Source organism: Xanthobacter sp. 126 (assembly GCF_000526175.1).
GTDB classification, from domain to species: domain Bacteria; phylum Pseudomonadota; class Alphaproteobacteria; order Rhizobiales; family Xanthobacteraceae; genus Xanthobacter; species Xanthobacter aminoxidans.
Genome location: NZ_JAFO01000001.1, coordinates 2,757,953 through 2,775,611 on the forward strand (window position 1 = coordinate 2,757,953; position 17,659 = coordinate 2,775,611).

The following is a 17,659-nucleotide window of genomic DNA, read 5'->3' on the forward strand; positions in this document are numbered from 1 at the left end:
GGTCATTTCTCGATCCACACGTCGGCGAAGGAGGCATCGACGCCGGTGACGCCGATGGTGTGGTTCTTCACCTTCCGGTTGAAAATGGTGACGCCATCGACGGCGATCAGGCCGAGGGCGGCCACGTCCGCGTAAACCACCTTCTGGAAATCGAGCCACAACTGGCGGCGCTTCGCCGGGTCCGGCTCGACGGCCGCTGCCTCCAGCAGCCGGTCCACCTCCGGGTTGGCGTAGTGGGAGGCGTTAGAGAAAGGCAGGCCCACGCGAAAATTCTTCGACCACAGGGTGCGCTGCACGCCGAGGGTGGGATCGAACAGGTTCTGCAGGGATTCCAGCGTCAGGTCGAAGTCACGGCCGGTATAGGTCTTCTGGATGTAGGTGGAGAAATCGAAGAACTGGAAGTCCACGGCGATGCCGACCTTCGCCAGCGCCTGCTTCACGAAATCTCCGGCCGCCTGGGTGTTGAAGGGGTTGGCATAGAGCTTCAGCGCGAAGCGCGTGCCGTCCGCCTTGCGGGGATAGCCGGCCTCGTCCAGCAGGCGGTTCGCGGCCTTGAGATCAAAGCCGTAGGGCTCGAGCGCGGGGTCGTAGAAGGCCTTCAGTTTCGGGCTAATCACCGAGGGCGCCACGGCGCCGTAGCCGTAATAGACCACGTCCAGCAGCTTCTGCTGGTCAATAGCGTGGGCGATGGCGAGCCGCACCCGCTTGTCCTGAAGGATGGGCCGCTCGAAATTGAAGTAGAGCTGGGTCATCCGCCCGGCGTATTCGTAGCCGCGCGTCTCGGCGCCGAGTCCCGGCAAGGCGGAAACGCGGGCGAGGTCCGCATAGGGCACGGGCGGGCCGCCGGCGAGATCAAGCTCACCCGCCTCGAACGCCGCCGAGCGCGCGCTCTGGTCGGCAATGAAGCGCACCACGATCCGGTCGAGATAAGGCTTGCCCTTGTCCCAGTAATCGGGATTGCGCTCCAGGATGATGTGGCTGCCCCGCACCCATTCCTTGAAGATGAACGGGCCGGTGCCGATGGGCGCCGCGCCGTTCTTGTTGGTGAGCGGATCGGTACCCTCGTAGATATGCTTCGCCACGATGGGGGATTCGTTGGCGTCGAGCGCGGTGAGGAGATAAGGCGCCGGCTTCGACAGGTGGATGATCGCGGTGTGGGGATCGGGCGTCTCCACCGCCGTCACCGACGCGAAGGTGGCGCGGCCGCGCGGGTGCCCGTCCTTCAGGAGCTGGATGGAATAGGCGACGTCATCGGCGGTGAAGTCCCACCCGTCGTGCCACTTCACCCCCTCGCGCAGCTTGAAAATGTAGGTCAGCCCGTCCGGACTCACGCTCCATTCCGTCGCCAGCGCGGGCTTGGGGTTGAAGTCGAGATCGTAGGTGAGGAGGCCTTCCGTCACCTTGGGCGACACGCGCTGGGTCGGCCCCGCCGTGTGGGCGATGGTCACCAGCGTGGAGGGCTCGTGCTCCACCAGGAACCGCAGCACGCCGCCGCGCACCGGCTGGGAGGCGGCCCCCGTCTCTGCAGCGAATGACGGCGTCCCGGCCGACGCCGCGATCACGCACGCCGCCGCCAGAAGCCCCTTCAGAACCGCCCGACGCGGGGGCGGGGCGAGGAACGGGAATGCGTCTGCGGGCGGCGGGGCCATGCCGGGTCTCCTTGGCTGCGGGAAGCGCGATGGGGGCATCACGAGATCCAACGATATGGCCCGGCTCCGGGGCGTCAATTATTTTTTGATAAAATCGATGAAAAAGATAGATTATTGTCGAGCTGCCTGCGTCGGGGACCATCCGGCGCGCCGGCGCGTGCGGCCACCGCCCGCGTCAAACGCCTGTCAGGAAAGGAAAACCGATGCCCAGCGCCGCGCCCGTCTCCTCCAGCGAAGGCGGTTTTGCCGACCTGCCGCCGCGCCACATCGCCGTGCATCCGCTCACCGGCCACATCGGCGCGGAGATCGAGGCGCCGGGCCTGTCCCGCCCGCTGTCGCCGGAGGTGGTGGACGAGATCCGCGCCGCGCTGTTGAAGTGGAAGGTGGTGTTCTTCCGCGACCAGCCGCTGAGCCATGCCGAGCATGTGGCGCTGGCCTCGGCCTTCGGCGCGCCCACCATCGGCCACCCCGTGTTCGGCTTCGTCGAGGGCTATCCGCAGGTCTATTCCATCGGCCGCGACCGCTTCGCCACGCGCCACACCGGCGAGCCGCTGATCCGCCCCTGGACCGGCTGGCACACGGACGTGACCGCCGCGGTGAACCCGCCCGCCGCCTCCATCCTGCGCGGCGTCACCATCCCGCCTTATGGCGGCGACACCTTCTGGACCAACCTCGCCGTGGCCTATGAGGCGCTGTCGCCCACTTTGCGCGGCTTCGTGGATACGCTGCGCGGCATCCACGCCTTCGCCCCGCCGGAGGGGCAGGCCGGCACCGCCGATTTCAAGGAGAAGAACCGACGCCGTCCTGTGGTGAGCGAGCACCCGCTGGTGCGCGTCATCCCGGAGACGGGCGAGCGGGTGCTGTTCGTCAGCCCGTCGTTCCTTAAGAGCATCACCGGCCTCACCCCGCGCGAGAGCCAGCAGCTGCTGGACCTGCTGTTCGAGCACATCACGCGGCCGGAATTCACCGTGCGCTTCCGCTGGCGGCCGGGCTCCATCGCCTTCTGGGACAACCGCACCACCGCCCACCTCGCCCCGCGCGACATCTATTCCCTCGACTTCGACCGCCAGCTCTACCGCATCACCCTCAAGGGCGACGTGCCAGTGGGCGTGGACGGACGCCCCTCCACCATCATCGAGGGCGAGCCGCTGGAGGCCTTCACCACCGGCACCGCCTGACGCCCTTTTTCCCTTCCTCCCTACCTCACGGGCCTGCGCCTCACCCGCGCGGGCCCGCCTTTTTCATCACCCCAGGTTTTCCCTGCCACCGGACGCCCCACCCCATGAGCCGCGACTTCCTCATCCTCCTCGCCCCCGGGTTCACCGATCCGCAGAAGCCCGGCCGGCGCTATTTCTGCCCCGACTGCAACCAGATCGAGGGGGTGCTCGCGAGCAATCCGGGCCTCGCCAGCCGCATCACCGTGAAGCGCGTGTCCTTCCTGCGACCGCGGGCCGAGGTGGTGGCGCTGCTCGGGCCGGACAATCAGGGCCTGCCCGTCCTCATCCTCGGCGACGCAGCGCCCCTCCCGGCGGATGCGCAGGCCTACGGCACCTACCGTTTCGTCACCGATACCCGCCGCATCCTGGAACTGATCGCCGAGCGCCACGGCGTCCCCTTCCCGCATTGACGCGCCCATCCGGCGCGGTCACCCTCCGCGCCGTTCCCTCCTGCGGATTTCCATTTCCCCATGCTTGATTATCGCCCCCTCCGGCGCACCGGCATCACGGTGTCGTCCATCGCGCTCGGCACCATGACCTTCGGCCAGCAGAACACCGAGGCCGAGGGCCACGCCCAGCTCGACATCGCCCGCGACCGCGGCATCACCCTCATCGACGCCGCCGAGCTTTATCCCATCCCGCCCAGGGCCGAGACGCAGGGCGCCACCGAGCGCATCATCGGCTCCTGGCTGAAGGCGCGCAGCGGCCGCGACAAGGTGGTGATCGCCACCAAAGTGGTGGGCCGCTCGGACGCCACCTATTTCCGCGCCGACGGCAGCACCACGCGGCTCGATGCGAAGAACATCAACGAGGCCGTCGAAGGCTCGCTGAAGCGCCTCGGCACCGACTACATCGACCTCTACCAGCTCCACTGGCCGGATCGCGCCGTGCCCCTGTTCGGCCAGCGCGCCACCACCCGCGCGCGGGGCGGCGGCGAGGGCCCGGAGGTGGCGATCGAGGAGACGCTGGCGGCCCTCGATGCGCTGGTGAAGGCCGGGAAGGTTCGCCATATCGGCCTCTCCAACGAGACCGCCTGGGGCCTGTCCGCCTTCCTCGCGGCGGCGGAGAAGGGCATCGGCCCGCGCGTCGTCTCGGTGCAGAATGCCTACAATCTCGTGAATCGCACCTACGAGACGGGCCTCGCCGAATTCCACCAGCGCGAGGATGTGGGCCTGCTCGCCTATTCGCCGCTGGCGCAGGGCTTCCTCACCGGCAAATATCTCGACGGCGCCCTGCCCCCCGGCGCCCGCAAGACGCTGTTCAACCGCGCCCAGCGCTACGAGAAGCCGGGCACGGAAGAGGCGGTGCGCGCCTATGTGGCGCTGGCGCGGGAGGTGGGGGTGAGCCCGGCGCAGCTCGCCATCGCCTTCGTCACCAGCCGGCCGTTCGTGACCTCCAACATCATCGGCGCCACCACCCTTGCGCAGCTGGAAGAGGATCTCGGCTCCCTCGACGTGACCCTGACGCCGGAGATCGAGGACCGTATCGACGCCCTGCACCAGCTGCACGGAAACCCCGCGCCCTGAACGGCCCGCACGGCCGTCCGCAGGTGGGCGGCGGTGCGTCCGGGGCGTTCAGGCAGAAGCCGCGCAGCGCCCGGCCCATCGGCCTGACCAGGTTCAGAGATAGAGCTTCCATCTTCCAGGATGGGAAGCAATATGATCGTCTGCGGGTTACACCGGTCCCAGTTTCAAGAGGCTGTCAGCGCTGGGAAGCCGATCTGCGATAAAGCGCGAGGCGATGCCGTGCCTGTTGTCGTTCCGATCCGTCGGCTGCTCTGCGAAAGATGCGGCGCTGAATTCACGTGCGGATCGGCGTCCTCCGTTTCCGATTCATGGTGCTGGTGCCAGGATCTGCCAAAACTGGAGGTTAGGCAGGCCGAAGGAGATTGCCTTTGCCCTGAGTGTCTGCAACGCGAGATCAGGCATCAGCAGCCCGGACGAAACCCCTGCAAATCCTGACTACCCTTTCGAACGCTCACCTGCTGCAGAGCACGGACCCTTAGGTCGGCTCCGACGCCCGGCTGGCGGATTTGAACAATGCGGTTGATCCGAGACCATTCGTTGGACCGCCGGAAGTTAGAGTTTCCGGCACGGCTCACGGCGGTGGGCTGGGTGCGCCGCCGGAGTTCTGCAATGTGATCGGCGGCTTATGGCCGATGGCCCCATGCGGCCGATCCTCGTTGTAGTATCTGAGCCAAGCCTCCATCTTTTCAGCCGCGTCGGCAAGCGTCAGGAACCAGTGGGTGTTCAGGCATTCACTTCGGAAGCGCCCGTTGAAGGCCTCGATGAAGGCGTTGTCGGTGGGCTTTCCCGGCCGGGAGAAGTCCAGCGTGACGCCCCTCGCATAGGCCCATAGGTCGAGATCCCGGGAGACGAACTCCGAGCCCTGGTCGACCCGGATCGTCCGTGGATAGCCCACCCGCCCGCAGACCTTCTCCAGCGTCGTGACCACGTCCTCGGCACGATAGCTGATCCGTGCTGCGAGGCCGGCCTGGTCGGGTCGATGAGGCTTGTAGTGATAGGTCGAGGTGTCCACCTCAAGGACCGCGCAGGCCCGCCGGATCGACACCTGCCACTCGCTGCGCACCGCATCGACGAGCTCGCGCTTGCGACCAGGCCTTACATTTTTCGGCGGATAACGTCCTGCAGCATCTCCCGGTCCAGGGACAGATCCGCCACCAGCTTCCGCAGCTTGGCGTTCTCATCCTCAAGCTGCTTCAGCCGCCGCATCTCCAGCGGCGCCATCCCCTCGTACTTCTTCTTCCAGTTGAAATAGGTCGCCTGGCTGATGCCGGCCCGGCGGCAGATATCCGCCACCGGCATCCCATCAGCGCCCTGCTTGAGAATGAACGCCTTCTGGGCCTCCGAAAACTTCGATGCCTTCATCGTCTTCCGCTCCTCCCGGCCAAGGGATGACAGTGCGGAAAACTCTAACTCCGAACGATCCAGTTCTCGGGGATCAGATCAAGTTGAAGCGCTCCCAAAATACAGGCCGCTCGAACGCCGGCCCGTTCTATTGTTGATGCTCCCGACAGGCCTTGAGCTGCTCGATCATCCAGCGGCCGGCTGGTCCGGGCGGATCGGCGGCGCGATACACGGCCTGCATGGGCAACGTGAGCCCGCCCTCCGGCACGTCCTCAATCTTTAACTCGACCAGTCGGCCAGCCTGCAGATCCGCCTCGATGGTATGCCTCGGCATTCCACCCCACCCCAGTCCGTTCAAGAGAAAGGCGTGCTTGGCAAAAAGATCGGCCAAGCGCCAGGTCGACGTGGACATGACGCCGAATTCACGCCCTGCGGTGAGTTTGGATCGATCCGTCAGGACCAGCTGGACGTGGCGGCCGAGTTCTTCTTTCGGGATGACGCCTTGCCAGGCGGCCAGCGGGTGGCTGGCAGCGGCGACCATCATGAAGCGGACGGTGGTCAAGTATTCGGCCACGAGGCCTGGGGGGAGCTCCGGCAGGAAGCCGACGATGCTGAAGCTTGCCCGGCCGTCGAGCACCGGCTCGACGGCCGCGCCCAGCACCTCGACATAGAGCCGCAAGGGCGTCCCCGAAAAGTGCTGCCGGAAATCCCGGGCCGCACGCGCTAGCGCATCAATGGGAAACATCACCTCGATCACGACCGTCAGCTCGGGCTCGATCCCCGAGGTCAAGCCTTTGGCGCGCGCCTTCATGCCGTCTACGCAGGACAACACCTGGCGCGCATCGGCGAGAAGAACGTTTCCCTCACTCGTCAGCTGGGGATAGCGACCGCTGCGGTCAAACAAGGTCACCCCCAAGTGCATCTCCAGGGTGCCGATCGCTTCACTGATGGCCGACTGGGTCCGCATCAGACGCCGGCCGGCGGCCGAAAAGCTGCCCTCGTCCACCGCCGCCAGAAACGCGCGCAATTGATCCAGGGAAAGTCCGTCCAGCATGGCGGCTCCTATCCATCGGGACTTCCGATGGATAGCACAAAAATATAGCGGCTACTCCGGCATTGCCGCTCATGCCATTACGAACGCGTGTTCAAAGCCCTCAAAAATCTCTTCACCCGCAACGACACGACGCCTCGTTCCGGCGGTTCGGAGGTCCTTCCCATGACGACGATCCTTCACATCGATTCCAGTATCCTCGGCGGATATTCCGTCAGCCGCGCGCTCACCGCGGACATCGTGGCAAAGGAGCTGGCGCTTCACCCTGGCGCGCAGGTTATTCGCCGTGACCTCGTCGTGGATGCCGCGCTCCATCTTTCGGACGCGCATATGGCGGTCTTCCAGGGCGGTGCGGTGACCAGCCCCGCTTTGGGCGAGGACCTTGCAGTCGGCGGGGCTTATGCGGACGACCTTTTCGCCGCCGATATCATTGTGATCGGCGCACCGATGTACAATTTCTCCGTTCCGTCCCAGCTCAAGGCCTGGATCGACCGCGTCTGCGTCGCCGGTCGCACCTTCCGTTACACCGCGAATGGACCCGAAAGCCTGCTGCCGCAGGGCAAGAAGGTCATCATTGCCTCGACTCGTGGCGGCATCTACACCGGCGACAGCCCGGCGGCCGGGCTCGAACACCATGAGAGCTATCTAAGGGGCGTGCTCGGCTTCATCGGCCTGACCGACGTTACGGTCATCCGCGCCGAGGGCCTCAATCTCGGCGACGAGCCGAAAGCCGACGCGATTGCCCAGGCCAAAGCTCAGATCGCCGCGCTCGCCGCTTGATCCGCCAACAGCCGGCCGTCCGCTCTCTGTGCGGGCTGGTCACCAGCAAGGCGAGTGGACGCCGCTCGCCTGCAAATCCAACGTCATTGAGATTCGAAAACGTACGCAAAGGATGTAACGCCATGTCGACTGCCGCCTCCGCAAAGATCAACATCCTGATTTGGGTTCTGCGCGTCCTGATGGCGGGACTGTTCTTGTTCGCCGCCTTCGGCAAGCTATCTGGGCAACCGATGATGGTGCAGGAATTCGACGCCATCGGGCTCGGTCAGTGGTTCCGATATTTCACCGGCGCAATCGAAGTTGTGGGCGCTGTGGCGCTCCTCGTCCCGGCCGTCTCAGGCTTCGCTGCAGTGCTGTTGCTCGTGGTCGACATCGGCGCATTTGTTGCGCAGGTCGCCATCCTTCACGTGGACTGGATCCATACGATCGTCATCGGCGCGATCCTTGCCGCCCTCATCTATCTGCAGCGCGCGAATATCAAGGCTCGGCTGGGCCTCTGAGAGCCCGTTTGGAAAATGGTGAGCCGGGGATTCCTGTTGGTCCGCGTTTATGCTTCAAGCTCTTGATGTGGACAGCAGAGCAGCGGGACCGGATGGCCAGGATCGCCCGGAAGACGAAACGCTATCCGTCGGATCTGACGGATGAGGAATGGGAGCGGATGGCGCCGTTGATGCCGGCTCCCGGACGCCGGGGGCGGCCCCGCGAGGTGGAGTTCCGGGAAGTCATCAATGCGGTGCGCTATCTGGTGCGTTCAGGGGGTGGCTGGCGGATGCTGCCGATCCATTTCGGACACTGGCGCACCGTCTACGGCTGGTTCCGGGAACTGGCACGGCGCTTCCTGTTCCAGACCATCCACGATGTTGAACTGATGCTCGACCGCGAGCGGGCCGGGCGCGAGGCGAGCCCGACGGGGGCGGTGATCGACAGCCAGACCATCAAGGCGCCGCAAGCCGAAGCACGGGGTTACGACGCCGGCAAGAAGATCGTCGGGCGCAAGCGGCACATCGCGGTCGACACCGACGGGCGGCTCCTGATGGTCCATCTGACGACCGCCGACATCTCGGACAGCGCCGGCGCACAGATGATCCTCGATGCGATCCGCAAGCGCTGGCCGTGGGTGAAGCACCTCTTCGCCGACGCCGCCTACGACCGGCTCAAGCTCATGGACAAGGCCGCCTATCTCGACTTCGTCGTCGAGATCATCCGCCGCCGCGACGGAGCCAAGGGCTTCGAAGTCCTGCCGCGCCGCTGGGTCGTCGAGCGAACTTTCGGCTGGATGACACGATGGCGCCACCTCGTGCGCGATTATAAGCGGCGCATCGACGTCTCAACCGCGATGATCCTCGTGGCAATGGGCGGAAATCTCGCACGCAGAAATGCACATCCCTGAATTTCCAAACGGCACTAAGCGGACCAGCGCCGTTCTCCACGGACGATCAAAGCCATTTATCCCCAATCCACCCTAGCCGGATTGGGCAGGATAAGCCGCTTCGGGGTAGCCGCTGGGGGTAACCCTATTCGGTGATGGTTACCGCACTGGAATGTGCGGAGATATCTCATGATGATAAGACTTACTGCGGATGCCATGAGCGACATCTTCCCTCACGCGCCTCAATCGGTCATTGATTACTTCTCTAGCAAACAGGATATCGCGCTCACGCCGCGCGGCATCAATCACACCCGCAAGTGACTCGCCTATTTCTTCTCCAACATCGAGCACGAATGCGACGGCTTCACTCTGCGGAACCTGACCGAGAACATCAATTACACGGCGGAGCGGATGGCGGCGGTCTGGCCCAACCGCTTCGCGAACGCGAACGCCGTGCGGGAAAAGTACGGCTCCGCTCCTGGCTGGCAGCGCCTCGCCTTCGATGACATTTACGGCAACCGGATGGGCAATCGCCCCGGCACGCGCGACGGCTCGCTCTATATCGGCCGTGGCGGACCGCAGGTTACGGGGCGTGATGGCTACGTAGAGGTGGGCAAGCGCGCCGGCCTCCCGCTCAAAAAGAAGCCGGAGATGGCCTGTCGGTACGACGCGCAGGCGGCGATCTGCGCGGCGTTCTGGAGCTGGAAAAACCTCAACGTCAAGGCCGACACTGGCGACTACATCGGCGCGGTCAAGCTGTGGAACGGCGGAACGAATGGGATCGCTGATCGCAAGGCGCGCATGGCGGGCAATGATCCCATCATCGAGCGCCTGAAGTCCTCCGACGATATCGCCGGCATCGTCAACGGGCTCGACGGCGCACCGCCCACGCCCACCCCGCCGAAAGAGGTGGTGGACGAAGCCACGAAGAAGGAGCGGGCAGCTCGCAATGGCGGAGCCGGCGGCCTCGTGATCGGAGGCGGAACCGAAGGCGCGAAGCAAACCGGCACCATCGCGCCGGAGGCCGCTCCTCCCGCTTGGGTTCCCTACGCCGTGGCCGGTGTCGGTCTCGCCATCGTCATCGCCGCGACGGTGCTCATTTCTCGCAAGCGGGCGGCGGTTCTGAAGAATTGGCGCTAGGTTCAGGACCTATTAATCTGCCTTGAGATGTGATTCACAGTCTCCCTTGAGGAGACTGGCATGGGTGATTTGTTCCTGCTGAGCGAGCGGCAGATGGCTCGGATCTCGCCCTTCTTTCCGTTGGCCCATGGCGTGCCGCGCGTCGATGACCGCCGGGTGGTGAGCGGCATCGTCTATGTGATCCGCAACGGCCTGCAATGGAAGGATGCGCCGAAGGACTACGGCCCGCACAAGACGCTGTACAACCGCTTCATCCGCTGGAGCCGGCTCGGGGTCTTCGACCGTATCTTCGCCAACCTCGCCGGCGAAGGGCCGAGACCCGAGCGCATCATGATCGATGCCACCCATCTGAAGGCCCACCGCACGGCGGCAAGCCTGCTTAAAAAGGGGATGTTCCCCGTCGTATCGGGCGCACCAAAGGCGGCCTGAACTCCAAGCTCCACACCGTCTGCGACGGCGAGGGCCGTCCGATCATCATGGTGCTGTCCGAGGGCCAGATGAGCGACCACAAGGGTGCCCGCCTCGTCATCGATGCCTTGCCGCCGGCGAGATGCCTGATCGCCGACCGGGGCTACGACAGTGCCTGGTTCCGCGAGGCACTGGCCGACAAGGGCATCGATCCCTGCATTCCTTCATCACGGAGCCGCAAGCGGCCTTATCCCTATGACAAAACCCTCTACCGGCAGCGCCACAAGGTCGAGAACCTCTTCGCCAAGCTCAAGGACTGGCGCCGCATCGCCACACGCTACGACCGATGCGCTCACACCTTCTTCTCTGCCATCTGCATCGCAGCTGCCGTCATCTTCTGGCTCTGATCAATGAGTCCTGAGCCTAGTCAGCGCTTCCAGCCACGGCCATGCGGCGTATTTGTCGCCAGCTTTGTCAAGGTGGGTGTACCGCTTGAGCGACTGCCAGGAGCGGTGCCCGGAAACTGCGGCGACGCTGGCGATAGTTCCGCCCATCTCGAACAGGCGGCTAACCCCCTCATGCCGCAAGTCGTGGAAGTGCAGATCATCAATCTCAAGGAAGGCGCAAGCGCGCGTGAAGGCCGCGCTTATCGCGTCGGTTGAATACGGGAAGATGCGCGCGCCGGTCTTCGGCATGGCTTGGATAAGTCGCAGCGCTGGCGGCGGCAGATCGCACCGAACGTCGTTTCCTTTCTTCTCCCCTGGGTTCTTCATGTCGCGGACCATGATGCGGCTGCGCTTCTCGTCCAAATCGGCCCATTCGATTCGCGTGATCTCATCCTGCCGGCGCGTGGAGAAAATCGCGAAAGCGACGATCATCTGCATGGGGAGCGATGACGGGCGCCTGCGTCTGATCTCCCCAAAGTGGAGCATGAGCTTGTTCAGCTCCTCAAGGGCAGGGCGTCGCTCTCTTGCCTCCGACTTACTCGTGAGCCCCAGCCTCTTCGCTACCTTGTGAGCGTCGTCCATAGCCGTTGCGTCTAGGTGGCCCAAGGGTGTTTGATGGGGCGGAAACTCGGGCAAGCTCGCCCGGCTCCTTAAGCTCCGCTTCCCGCTTCCTGATCCATGACGCAGCGGCGGGCCGCCTGTCGAATGTCTTGGTCTCGCGATACACAGCGCCGGCTCTGGCGAGTATGATTTTCGCCATGAATGCGGTGCTTCCGTCCTTGCGCTTGCGCTCGACAATCGTACCCATCTATCACATGCCCAGCCTATCCATCACATTGTGATAGACAGCAGGCGAGAACGAGCGGGGATATTGACGGTTTTACAACGAAACGCATCATGTTGCTCAACATTCGCAATATGATTTTTAAGGACAAACGTCGTATCAATGACTTCCAAGACGCTCGAATTTTCCGTGGCGCCCATGATGGATTGGACGGACCGGCATTGCCGGGCCTTCCACCGCACCTTCTCGCGCCATGCGCTGCTCTATACGGAGATGGTGACGGCACCGGCCGTGATCCATGGCGACCGGGCGCGGCTGCTCGGGTTTTCAGAGGTCGAGCATCCGGTTGCGGTTCAGTTGGGCGGCAGTGATCCGGCGCTTTTGGCGCAGGCGGCGCGTATCTGCGCCGATTTCGGCTATGACGAGATCAACCTCAACGTGGGCTGCCCCTCCGACCGGGTGCAGGGCGGCAATTTCGGCGCCTGCCTCATGCGGGAGCCGCAGGTGGTGGCCGACTGCGTCGCCGCCATGAAGGGCGCCGTCGCCCTCCCCGTCACCGTGAAATGCCGCATCGGCGTGGACGACCAGGACCCCGAGGAAGCCCTCGACACCCTGGCCGACGCTGTGCTGGCGGCCGGTTGCGACGGGCTCATCGTCCACGCCCGCAAGGCGTGGCTGAACGGCCTTTCCCCGCGTGAGAACCGGGACATCCCGCCCCTCGACTATGACCGCGTGCGCCGCCTGAAGGCCCGCCTGCCGCACGTTCCGGTGGCGCTCAACGGCGGCCTCGAAAACCTCGCGCAGGGGCTCGCCGAGGCGGACGGGCTCGACGGCATCATGTTCGGCCGCGCCGCCTATCATACGCCGGAGCTGCTGGCGGAGGTGGACCCCACCCTCCACGGCGTCCCGGCCCCGCACGAGGACACGTTCGCGGCCATCGAGGCGTTCGAGCCCTATATCGCCCGCCACCTCGAAGCCGGCGGCCGGCTGTCCGACATCACCCGCCACATGCTCGGCCTGTTCGGCGGCAAGAAGGGCGCGCGCATCTTCCGCCGCCGCCTCTCCACCGAGGCCATCATCCCCGGCGCCGGGCTCGATGTGCTGCGCGGCGCTGTGGACGAGGTGCGCCGCCGCGACCTGCAGGCTGCCTGACGAGGCGGCAATTCCTGCGGAGTTGCGTGAATAGCGCAGCTCTCGCCGGCGTCATGCGGCCGGCACAGTGGACATATGCCGAATTCCGGGCCACTCCTCGTCCCCTGTCCGCCCGCAAGCCTTCGGTTCCGCTCATGTTTTCGAACGTTCCCGTGCAGGAGCTCGTCCTGCTCGTCGCCGCCATGCTGGCCGGTGGCCTGCTCACGGGCCTGCTCGCCGGCCTCTTCGGCATTGGTGGCGGCGGCGTCATCGTGCCGGTGCTGTACGAGGTCTTCGGCTTCCTCGGGGTGGACGACAGCGTGCGGATGCAATTGTGCGTCGGCACCTCCCTCGCCATCATCATCCCCACCGCCATGGCCTCCCACCGCACCCACATCGCCAAGGGCGCATCGCTGCCCGGCGTGCTGGCGAAATGGCGCATCCCGGCCATCATCGGCATCATAGCGGGCAGCGCCATCGCGGCGGTGGCGGCGGGCTGGGTGCTGCAGGCGGTGTTCGTGGCTGTGGTGTCGCTGCTCGGCCTGAAGAGCCTCATCGGCCGCAACGACATCCGTATCTCCGACCACCTGCCTTCTTCCGCGGTGATGCGCTTCTACGGATTTTTCATCGGCCTCGCGTCATCGCTGGTGGGCATCTCGGGTGGGGGCATCTCCACCAACATCCTGCTGCTCTACGGCGTGCCGATCCACGCCGCCGTCGCCACCTCGGCCGGCATCGGCGTCATCATCCCCATTCCGGGAGTGATCGGCTATGCCATCGCCGGCTGGCCGCACCTCTCCGAATTACCGCCCTTGTCCATCGGCTATGTCTCGGTCATCGGGTTCCTGTGCATCGCCCCGGTGGCGACGCTGGTGGCGCCTTATGGGGCGCGGCTCGCGCACCGGTTGAGCCGCCGCCATCTGGAGATCGGCTTCGGCCTGTTCCTGCTGCTGATCGGTGCGCGCTTCCTCATCGCCATCATAAAAGGCTGAGGCGGCGCCTCACCAGCGGTGGGTGAAGCCGGCGGTGATGCTCTTGTTCAGCGCCGAGCCGGTATCGGCCACGGAAGTGGTCACCGTGAGGTCTGGCGCGAGCTGCTGCTGGGCGCTCACGGTGGGCAGAAGCTGGGATGAATTGCTCATCGCCTTGGTCGAGACGGCGAAGGTGGTGCCCATATCCGTCAGCTTGAGGCTGAGCGACTTGTCCGTCTCCCACGCCTGCGACCCGGCCTTCACCTGATAGGTATCCGCCAGCGTCGCCGCGAGACTGCTGGTCAGGGGAATGGTGCGCTCGAAGGTGGTGGCGAACTTGCTCGCCGCATCGTTGGGATCGACGGAGACGTTCAACGTGCCCTTCTCCCACACCATCCAGTCCGGCAGGCGGGAGACGGTGACTTTCGCATAGGCAGTGCCGCCGAGGCCGTCCGCGCTCTGGCCGACCGTGGGCGCCACGCTCGATCCGGTGGCGGAGAGGTCGAGGCCGACCACCGCGCCATAGTCCTGCACGGGCGTCGAATAGGTCAGCGAGGTCGAGCCGTCCGCCTTCAGGGCCGTCTTCGCCTCCGTTCCGTCGGCAAGCGCCGGCGCGGCGGCGAAGAGCGGAGAAAGCAGCGCCGGCAGAAGCGCGGAGCGCGTGAGGGGGCGGCGGATCGCCATGGTTCTCGACCTCCCGGGGCAGAGGGTGGGGCACCGGAACGGGGACCGCGCACGCGGCTACCGTTCCTCTCGGCTTGCTTGGTCGAGGATGGATGGGGAGAAGTTAAGGCGGAATTGTTGCACTGCGGCGTCGTCCCCATCATGCGCGCGCCGCATGGCTTTTGCGCCACACGCGCGCCGGGCCGCCTTGCCGCCGGGCCAGCCGCGTCCTAATCCCCCGCGCGGGAGGATGATAATGACACAGCCGGATCTTTCGAGCGCGACGCTCGATCTGCTCACCCGCATCGCCGGAGCGCTGGAGCGCCTGGCCCCGCCTGCGGTGCCCACACCGGATTTCGAGGCGGCCGACGCCTTCGTCTGGCACACCGACCCGATCCGCTTCGAGCCGGTGCCGCGGGTGAACCGGGTGGAGATGGACCTCTTGCAGGGCATCGACCGGGTGCGTGACCAGCTCGTGGAGAACACCGAGCGCTTCGCCCGCGGCCTGCCGGCCAACAATGCGCTGCTCTGGGGCGCGCGCGGCATGGGAAAAAGCTCGCTGGTGAAGGCCTCCCACGCCGCCATCAACCGGTCTCTGGCCGATGATGGCGCGCGCCTGAAGCTGGTGGAGATCCACCGCGAGGACATCGAGACCCTGCCGGCCCTGATGGGCCTGGTGCGCGGCTCCCATCACCGCTTCATCGTCTTCTGCGACGATCTCTCGTTCGATTCCGACGATACGTCCTACAAGTCGCTGAAGGCGGTGCTGGAAGGCGGCATCGAGGGACGGCCGGACAATGTGATCTTCTACGCCACATCCAACCGTCGCCACCTGCTGCCGCGTGACATGATGGACAATGAGCGCTCAACCGCCATCAATCCCGGCGAGGCCGTGGAGGAGAAGGTCTCACTCTCCGATCGCTTCGGCCTGTGGCTCGGCTTCCACAAGTGCAGCCAGGACGAATACCTCGCCATGGTCGCCGCCTATGTGGAGCACCACGGCATTCCGGCGACGGAGGAGGAGTGGCGGCCGAAGGCGCTCGAATGGGCCACCACCCGCGGCGCCCGCTCCGGCCGCACCGCCTACCAGTTCGTGCAGGATCTCGCCGGCCGGCTGGGGGTGGCGCTGAAGGCGGCGTAAGGCGGCGGCCTGCGTCGGACGACCTCTGCCGTGCGCCCTCTCCCCTTGCGGGAGAGGGCCGGGGTGAGGGGTACGGCGCCCTTTGTCCCAATGCTTCCCCGAGCCCGACCACCCCCTCCCCCCCAACCCCTCTCCCGCAAGGGGAGAGGGGAGATCTTGGAGGGAAGGGAGATCTTGGCCTCACCCCTCGGCGATCACCGCCAGGAATTGCTGGCCGTAGCGCATCAGCTTGGCCTCGCCGATGCCGGAGATCATGCCCAGCGCCTTCATGGAGGTGGGCTTAAGTTCAGCGATGGCCATCAAGGTGGTGTCGTGGAAGATGACGTAGGGCGGCACGCCCTGCGCCCGCGCCAGCTCCAGCCTGAGCTTCTTCAATTTCTGGAACAGCGCCTCGTCGGCCGGATCGGCCAGAGCGGCGGAGGGGCCGCGCCCGCCGCCGGTGACGCGGGCGGCGCGGGGGCGGGCCTCGGCCTTCAGCTCCACCCGTTCCTCGCCGCGCAGCACAGGCCGGCATTTCTCGGTGAGGCCGAGGCTGCCGTGGCCCTCCACGTCCACCCAGAGATAGCCCATGGCCACCAGCTGGCGGACTACGGCCCGCCATTCATCGCGCGAGAAATTGTCGCCGATGCCGAAGGTGGAGAGCTTGTCGTGGCCGAACTTGGTCACCTTGTCGTTGGCCTCGCCGCGCAGCACGTCGATGACATGGCCGGCGCCGAACCGCTCCCCGGTGCGATAGACGCAGGAGAGCAGCTTCTGCGCCGCCTCGGTGCCGTCGAAGGTGCGGGGCGGATCGAGGCAGGTATCGCAATTGCCGCACGGCTGCGGCAGGTCTTCCTCGAAATATTTCAGCAGCACCTGCCGCCGGCAGGAGGCGGTCTCGGCGAGCCCCAGCAGCGCATCGAGCTTGCTGCGCTCCACGCGCTTGCGGGCTTCGGGCGCGTCCGAGCCGTCCACGAACTGGATGAGCTTGGCCACATCCTCCACGCCGTACAGCAGCAGCGTCTCGGAGGGCAGGCCGTCGCGGCCGGCGCGGCCGGTTTCCTGATAATAGGCCTCGATGCTCTTGGGCAGGTCGAGATGGACGACGAAGCGCACGTCCGGCTTGTCGATGCCCATGCCGAAGGCGATGGTCGCCACCATCACCACCCCCTCCTCCTTCAGGAAGCGGTCCTGGTGGCGGGCGCGGGTGTCGGCGTCGAGGCCGGCGTGGTAGGGCAGCGCCGTGCGGCCCTCGGTGGAGAGCATCTCGGCGGTCGCCTCCACCTTCGCCCGGCTCATGCAATAGATGATGCCTGCCTCGCCATCATGGGCGTCGAGGAAGGCCTTCAGCTGCACGCGCGGATTGGCCTTCGGCGCGATGCGGTAGCGGATGTTCGGCCGGTCGAAGGAGGACAGGAAGACCTGCCCCTCCTCCAGATTGAGCCGCTCCACGATCTCCCGGCGGGTCGGCCCGTCCGCCGTGGCGGTGAGCGCCATGCGCGGCACGCCGGGATAGCGCTCGTGCAGGATGGTGAGCTGGCGATATTCGGGCCGGAAATCGTGCCCCCATTGGGAAACGCAATGGGCCTCGTCGATGGCGAACAGCGAGATGCGCGCGCCGTCCAGCAGATGGAGGAAGCCGTCCGTCAGCAGCCGCTCGGGCGCCACATAAAGGAGATCGAGGTCGCCCATGGCGAGCGCCCGCTCCACCTGCCGCCCCTCGCCCGGAGCAAGCGACGAATTGAGCATGGCCGCCTTCACGCCGAGCTGCCGCAGGGCCTGCACCTGGTCGTGCATCAGCGCGATGAGCGGCGAGACGACGATGCCCGTGCCCGGCCGCACCAGGGCCGGCACCTGATAGCACAGGGATTTTCCGCCGCCCGTGGGCATGAGCACGAGGGCATCGCCCCCGGCGACCACATGCTCCACGATATCCCGCTGCCGCCCGCGGAACGCCTCGTAGCCGAAGACGTGGCGCAGGACCTCGAGCGGAGCGGAATCATGAAGGGTAGCGGGGGGCGTAGAGGACATGGGGCCTTATAGCCCCCTGCCCTCGCCGGGCA

Annotated in this window: 17 protein-coding genes and 1 pseudogene; 12 read left to right on the top strand and 6 right to left on the bottom strand. The window is 65.7% G+C overall.

The genetic code is table 11. The features are described 5' to 3' along the window. Window positions 1–2 precede the first annotated feature (2 nt). On the bottom strand, window positions 3–1,649 hold the full coding sequence (locus XAN126_RS0113155) for an ABC transporter substrate-binding protein (protein WP_024279054.1): 1,647 nt from the start codon (window positions 1,647–1,649) through the stop codon (window positions 3–5). Window positions 1,650–1,852: 203 nt separating this feature from the next. Between XAN126_RS0113155 and XAN126_RS0113160 the strand changes: the two genes are divergently transcribed. The 4 genes from XAN126_RS0113160 (at window position 1,853) to XAN126_RS27770 (ending at window position 4,827) form a co-directional block, all read left to right on the top strand. Continuing rightward, a complete protein-coding gene (locus tag XAN126_RS0113160; RefSeq protein ID WP_024279055.1) occupies window positions 1,853–2,827 on the top strand; it encodes a TauD/TfdA family dioxygenase in 975 nt (324 codons plus the stop codon). 104 nt (window positions 2,828–2,931) lie between these two features. Continuing rightward, window positions 2,932–3,276: a DUF3088 domain-containing protein gene (locus XAN126_RS0113165; protein ID WP_024279056.1), complete on the top strand. Its 345-nt coding sequence runs from the start codon at window positions 2,932–2,934 to the stop codon at window positions 3,274–3,276. Window positions 3,277–3,336: 60 nt separating this feature from the next. Beyond that, on the top strand, window positions 3,337–4,392 hold the full coding sequence (locus XAN126_RS0113170; RefSeq protein ID WP_024279057.1) for an aldo/keto reductase: 1,056 nt from the start codon (window positions 3,337–3,339) through the stop codon (window positions 4,390–4,392). Between the two features lie 132 nt (window positions 4,393–4,524). Continuing rightward, window positions 4,525–4,827, top strand: coding sequence for a cysteine-rich CWC family protein (locus XAN126_RS27770; RefSeq protein ID WP_197024036.1), 303 nt, complete (start codon window positions 4,525–4,527; stop codon window positions 4,825–4,827). Window positions 4,828–4,963: 136 nt separating this feature from the next. Here XAN126_RS27770 and XAN126_RS27775 read toward each other — a convergent pair. Together XAN126_RS27775 and XAN126_RS0113185 are read right to left on the bottom strand one after the other, a co-directional pair. After that, window positions 4,964–5,754 (bottom strand): annotated as a pseudogene (locus tag XAN126_RS27775) (integrase core domain-containing protein). Between the two features lie 127 nt (window positions 5,755–5,881). Further along, window positions 5,882–6,787, bottom strand: a complete 906-nt coding sequence (locus tag XAN126_RS0113185; RefSeq protein ID WP_024279060.1) for a LysR family transcriptional regulator — start codon at window positions 6,785–6,787, stop codon at window positions 5,882–5,884. A gap of 162 nt (window positions 6,788–6,949) precedes the next feature. On the opposite strand from XAN126_RS0113185, the gene XAN126_RS0113190 reads away from it, so the two are divergent. The 5 genes from XAN126_RS0113190 (at window position 6,950) to XAN126_RS27780 (ending at window position 10,888) form a co-directional block, all read left to right on the top strand. Then, window positions 6,950–7,564 carry an FMN-dependent NADH-azoreductase gene (locus tag XAN126_RS0113190; protein WP_024279061.1) on the top strand — a complete coding sequence of 205 codons (615 nt, stop codon included), beginning with the start codon at window positions 6,950–6,952 and terminating at the stop codon, window positions 7,562–7,564. A 122-nt stretch (window positions 7,565–7,686) separates the two neighbouring features. Next, window positions 7,687–8,064 (top strand): DoxX family protein, encoded by a 378-nt coding sequence (locus tag XAN126_RS0113195; protein WP_024279062.1) that lies wholly within the window; start codon window positions 7,687–7,689, stop codon window positions 8,062–8,064. A 65-nt stretch (window positions 8,065–8,129) separates the two neighbouring features. Beyond that, complete coding sequence (locus tag XAN126_RS0113200; protein WP_081762632.1) at window positions 8,130–8,954, top strand: IS5 family transposase; 825 nt, start codon at window positions 8,130–8,132, stop codon at window positions 8,952–8,954. A gap of 390 nt (window positions 8,955–9,344) precedes the next feature. Then, window positions 9,345–10,073, top strand: coding sequence for a hypothetical protein (locus XAN126_RS26345; protein ID WP_051460599.1), 729 nt, complete (start codon window positions 9,345–9,347; stop codon window positions 10,071–10,073). Window positions 10,074–10,133: 60 nt separating this feature from the next. After that, a protein-coding gene (locus XAN126_RS27780) for an IS5 family transposase (RefSeq protein WP_155982245.1) occupies window positions 10,134–10,888 on the top strand; the annotation gives its coding sequence in 2 pieces (ribosomal slippage) (window positions 10,134–10,467 and window positions 10,467–10,888; 756 coding nt in all). Here the strand turns inward: XAN126_RS27780 and XAN126_RS26350 are convergent. After that, a complete protein-coding gene (locus tag XAN126_RS26350) occupies window positions 10,889–11,509 on the bottom strand; it encodes a tyrosine-type recombinase/integrase (RefSeq protein WP_051460600.1) in 621 nt (206 codons plus the stop codon). It abuts the gene before it with no gap. Window positions 11,510–11,873: 364 nt separating this feature from the next. On the opposite strand from XAN126_RS26350, the gene dusA reads away from it, so the two are divergent. After that, complete coding sequence (dusA, locus tag XAN126_RS0113230; protein WP_081762633.1) at window positions 11,874–12,863, top strand: tRNA dihydrouridine(20/20a) synthase DusA; 990 nt, start codon at window positions 11,874–11,876, stop codon at window positions 12,861–12,863. Between the two features lie 152 nt (window positions 12,864–13,015). Next, on the top strand, window positions 13,016–13,834 hold the full coding sequence (locus XAN126_RS0113235; RefSeq protein WP_347881343.1) for a sulfite exporter TauE/SafE family protein: 819 nt from the start codon (window positions 13,016–13,018) through the stop codon (window positions 13,832–13,834). 9 nt (window positions 13,835–13,843) lie between these two features. Here the strand turns inward: XAN126_RS0113235 and XAN126_RS0113240 are convergent, their stop codons facing one another. Beyond that, the gene (locus tag XAN126_RS0113240; protein ID WP_024279066.1) at window positions 13,844–14,497 is read right to left on the bottom strand and encodes a hypothetical protein; all 654 of its coding nucleotides are present in this window, start codon (window positions 14,495–14,497) and stop codon (window positions 13,844–13,846) included. Between the two features lie 235 nt (window positions 14,498–14,732). On the opposite strand from XAN126_RS0113240, the gene XAN126_RS0113245 reads away from it, so the two are divergent. Then, window positions 14,733–15,617, top strand: a complete 885-nt coding sequence (locus tag XAN126_RS0113245; protein WP_024279067.1) for an ATP-binding protein — start codon at window positions 14,733–14,735, stop codon at window positions 15,615–15,617. A gap of 180 nt (window positions 15,618–15,797) precedes the next feature. Here XAN126_RS0113245 and recQ read toward each other — a convergent pair whose 3' ends face one another. Further along, window positions 15,798–17,627, bottom strand: a complete 1,830-nt coding sequence (gene recQ / locus XAN126_RS0113250) for a DNA helicase RecQ (protein WP_024279068.1) — start codon at window positions 17,625–17,627, stop codon at window positions 15,798–15,800. Between the last annotated feature and the right edge of the window lie 32 nt (window positions 17,628–17,659).

Coding starts and splice junctions, on each gene's coding strand:
- XAN126_RS0113155 (WP_024279054.1), bottom strand. CDS start 1,649: ATGGCCCCGCCGCCCGCAGACGCATTCCCGTTCCTCGCCCCGCCCCCG.
- XAN126_RS0113160 (WP_024279055.1), top strand. CDS start 1,853: ATGCCCAGCGCCGCGCCCGTCTCCTCCAGCGAAGGCGGTTTTGCCGAC.
- XAN126_RS0113165 (WP_024279056.1), top strand. CDS start 2,932: ATGAGCCGCGACTTCCTCATCCTCCTCGCCCCCGGGTTCACCGATCCG.
- XAN126_RS0113170 (WP_024279057.1), top strand. CDS start 3,337: ATGCTTGATTATCGCCCCCTCCGGCGCACCGGCATCACGGTGTCGTCC.
- XAN126_RS27770 (WP_197024036.1), top strand. CDS start 4,525: ATGATCGTCTGCGGGTTACACCGGTCCCAGTTTCAAGAGGCTGTCAGC.
- XAN126_RS0113185 (WP_024279060.1), bottom strand. CDS start 6,787: ATGCTGGACGGACTTTCCCTGGATCAATTGCGCGCGTTTCTGGCGGCG.
- XAN126_RS0113190 (WP_024279061.1), top strand. CDS start 6,950: ATGACGACGATCCTTCACATCGATTCCAGTATCCTCGGCGGATATTCC.
- XAN126_RS0113195 (WP_024279062.1), top strand. CDS start 7,687: ATGTCGACTGCCGCCTCCGCAAAGATCAACATCCTGATTTGGGTTCTG.
- XAN126_RS0113200 (WP_081762632.1), top strand. CDS start 8,130: ATGTGGACAGCAGAGCAGCGGGACCGGATGGCCAGGATCGCCCGGAAG.
- XAN126_RS26345 (WP_051460599.1), top strand. CDS start 9,345: ATGGCGGCGGTCTGGCCCAACCGCTTCGCGAACGCGAACGCCGTGCGG.
- XAN126_RS26350 (WP_051460600.1), bottom strand. CDS start 11,509: ATGGACGACGCTCACAAGGTAGCGAAGAGGCTGGGGCTCACGAGTAAG.
- dusA (WP_081762633.1), top strand. CDS start 11,874: ATGACTTCCAAGACGCTCGAATTTTCCGTGGCGCCCATGATGGATTGG.
- XAN126_RS0113240 (WP_024279066.1), bottom strand. CDS start 14,497: ATGGCGATCCGCCGCCCCCTCACGCGCTCCGCGCTTCTGCCGGCGCTG.
- XAN126_RS0113245 (WP_024279067.1), top strand. CDS start 14,733: ATGACACAGCCGGATCTTTCGAGCGCGACGCTCGATCTGCTCACCCGC.
- recQ (WP_024279068.1), bottom strand. CDS start 17,627: ATGTCCTCTACGCCCCCCGCTACCCTTCATGATTCCGCTCCGCTCGAG.